This window comes from Candidatus Neomarinimicrobiota bacterium, assembly GCA_041862535.1.
Lineage (GTDB): Bacteria > Fidelibacterota > Marinisomatia > SCGC-AAA003-L08 > TS1B11.
Map to the genome: position 1 here is coordinate 1 of JBGVTM010000155.1, position 2,805 is coordinate 2,805.

At 60.9% G+C, this 2,805-nt stretch carries 3 protein-coding genes; all 3 read left to right on the forward strand.

What is annotated here, in order from left to right:
- Window positions 1-876, forward strand: an 876-nt coding sequence (locus ACETWG_05780) for an amidohydrolase family protein (GenBank protein ID MFB0516098.1), incomplete at its 5' end; no start/stop codon positions are given.
- Window positions 873-2,186, forward strand: a complete 1,314-nt coding sequence (locus tag ACETWG_05785; protein MFB0516099.1) for an amidohydrolase family protein — start codon at window positions 873-875, stop codon at window positions 2,184-2,186. The genes ACETWG_05780 and ACETWG_05785, both read left to right, overlap by 4 nt.
- A gap of 153 nt (window positions 2,187-2,339) precedes the next feature.
- Window positions 2,340-2,805 (forward strand): biotin transporter BioY (locus tag ACETWG_05790; protein ID MFB0516100.1); only part of this gene is annotated, 466 nt, incomplete at its 3' end.

Below are 2,805 nucleotides of genomic sequence, written 5' to 3' on the forward strand. Positions count from 1 at the left end.
GGCGACGAGTTTGTAAGCCGATACCCTCAGACCCGCATGGGAGTGGACCAGATCATCAGAGACGCTTTCCGTGCCGCTCAGGATTACCAGCGGGAATGGGAGACCTACAACGCGTCCAAGACGCTCAAGACCACCCGCATTCCACCGCGGCGGGACCTGGAGCTGGATGCCCTGGTGGGAGTCCTCGAGGGTAAACGGTGGGTCCACTGCCACAGTTACCGGCAGGACGAGATCCTTAATCTCATCCGGATTGCCGACGACTTCGGTTTCACGATTGGCACTTTACAGCACGTTCTGGAGGGCTACAAGGTGGCGCCGGAAATTGCCCGTCATGGTGCCAGTGCTTCCTGTTTCTCTGACTGGTGGGCCTACAAGTTCGAGGTTTATGATGCTATCCCCTATAACGCGGCTCTCATGACGCAGGCGGGAGTGATCAGTTCGTTTGGCTCGGACAGCGATGAGCTGGCCCGGCGGCTGAACACCGAGGCGGCTAAGGGGGTGAAATACGGTGGTCTCTCAGAAGAGGAGGTGCTGAAGCTGGTGACGATCAACCCGGCCCGGCAGCTCAAGGTGGATAGCTTTACAGGCTCTCTGGAACCTGGCAAGGATGCGGACTTCGTCATCTGGAGTGGTAATCCTCTGTCCAGTTTCAGCCGGTGCGAGCAGACCTGGATTGATGGCCGGAAATATTTCGATGTGGCGGAGGATCTGGTTATGCGCAACCAGCAGCAGGCGGAGCGGGCCCAATTGATCCAGAAAGCGTTGAAGGCGGCTGCGAAGGGTGGGGAACCCCCGGGCCACAAGCCAGGCAGCTTCGGAGAGCAGATTGAGAGCAGTGGATGCCTTGATGAGGGCATCCAGGGGGTGCGGCCATGAAGACTATTACAATTGTCCTTGTATCGGCGCTGCTATTTTCCGGCAGTTTACTCACAGGTTCGGACCAGGTGCCCGGCGCCCGTCAGGAGCGGCCCATCGCCCTGGTGGGCGGGACCATCCACCCTATGAGTGGTGCTGAAATCCCGAATGGGCAAATCCTGTTTGTTGATGGCCGCATTGTCGAGCTGGGTGTCCGGGTGAATATTCCCCCGGGTGCCGAAGTGGTGGATGTAGCCGGCAAGCACATCTATCCGGGCTTTATTGCCGCGCACTGTATTCTGGGGCTGGTCGAAGTGGGGGCGGTGCGGGCTACCCGGGACCAGTCGGAGGTAGGGGAGGTAAACCCCAACGTCCGGGTGGAGCGGTCCTATAATCCGGACTCGGAGCATATCCCGGTTGCCCGGGCGAACGGCGTTGCCCTGGCCCATGTTGTGCCCGAGGGTGGGCGGCTTTCGGGCACCAGTGCCGTTATGATGTTAGATGGCTGGACGTGGGAGGAGGCCCTGCTTCGAGGGGGCGTCGGTGTCTGGCTGAGCTGGCCGGACATGGTGCCTATTGAACGTCCCTGGATCACGAAGACCCGGGAGGAGCAAGAGCAGGAGATTCAGCGCAATCTGCAGCGGCTGGATGAGGTCTTTGATCAGGCGGAGGCCTACCACCGGTCAAAAGTGGCTGGTGGGGCCGAGCTGAAGGCCGATCTGCGCTGGGAAGGTCTGGAGCCGGTATTGGAGGGGCGGGTGCCGCTCTTTATTCGGGCGAATCACGTGAGCCAGATCACCGCCGCGATCAACTGGACCAGGCGTCGGGGCTACGAGATGGTCCTGGTTGGCGGCCGCGACTGCTGGATGGTCAGCGACCTGCTAAAAGAGCATGATATTCCCGTCATCGTGGGGGACATTCATACGCTGCCCGGCCGGCGGTGGGAGGCCTACGACGCTTCCTTTACCCTGCCGGCGAAGCTGTGGGCGGCGGGGGTGAAGTTCTGCCTGTCACCGACCAACTCCGATTATAATGTGCGCAACCTGCCGTTCGAGGCGGGCACAGCCGTTGCCTTTGGTCTCCCCCGGGAAGAGGCGCTGAAAGCGATTACCCTGTATGCCGCGCGGATTCTGGGCATCGATCATAAGACCGGGTCGCTGGAGCCGGGCAAAGACGCCACCATGCTAGTGACCAGCGGCGATCCCCTGGATTTCCGCAGTGAGGTGGAGCAGCTTTACATCCAGGGGCGCAAGGTGGACTTGGGGAGCCGGCATAAGACCCTCTATGAAAAATATCTTGAGCGCCACCGGCAGCTGGGGATTGCGCCCTGATAACGGAGACGCAAAATCTTTTCTCGTATGAGTAATTGGGGGTCGGGGGTCAAATATCCTAAATTATCTGTTAATGAGGGGATTAGAGGCCACCTGGGAAATGTGTGCACCTGTGTGCATTACCATCGAAAGAGTTGTAAGGGAGATACTCTCATGACACATGCCACCTATGCCGACGTGTTGCGGCCCCGGGCCTGGCGCCTGGGCTGGGTCTATGACCTGACGCTGGTAGCAGGAGGTTCCTTCCTGGTGGCGCTCAGTGCCCAGGCTGCGTTTCGGCTGCCATTCAGTCCGGTGCCCATTACCGGCCAGACGCTGGCGGTGCTTCTGGTAGGGGCTCTGCTGGGCAGTGTGCGGGGGGCTGTCAGTCTGCTGCTGTATCTGGCGGAGGGGATTGCGGGTCTGCCGGTATTTGCTGCGGGCGGGGCAGGGGTGGCCTATTTCCTGGGTCCCACCGGGGGCTATCTGGTGGGCTTTGTGTTTGCAGCCGCCCTGACCGGCCTGCTGGCTGAGCGGGGCTGGGACCGGCGGGTGGGCTCCACCCTGATCGCCATGTTAATCGGGACGGTGGCTATCTATGCTGCGGGACTGGCCTGGCTGGCGGTGTATGTCCGGGCCG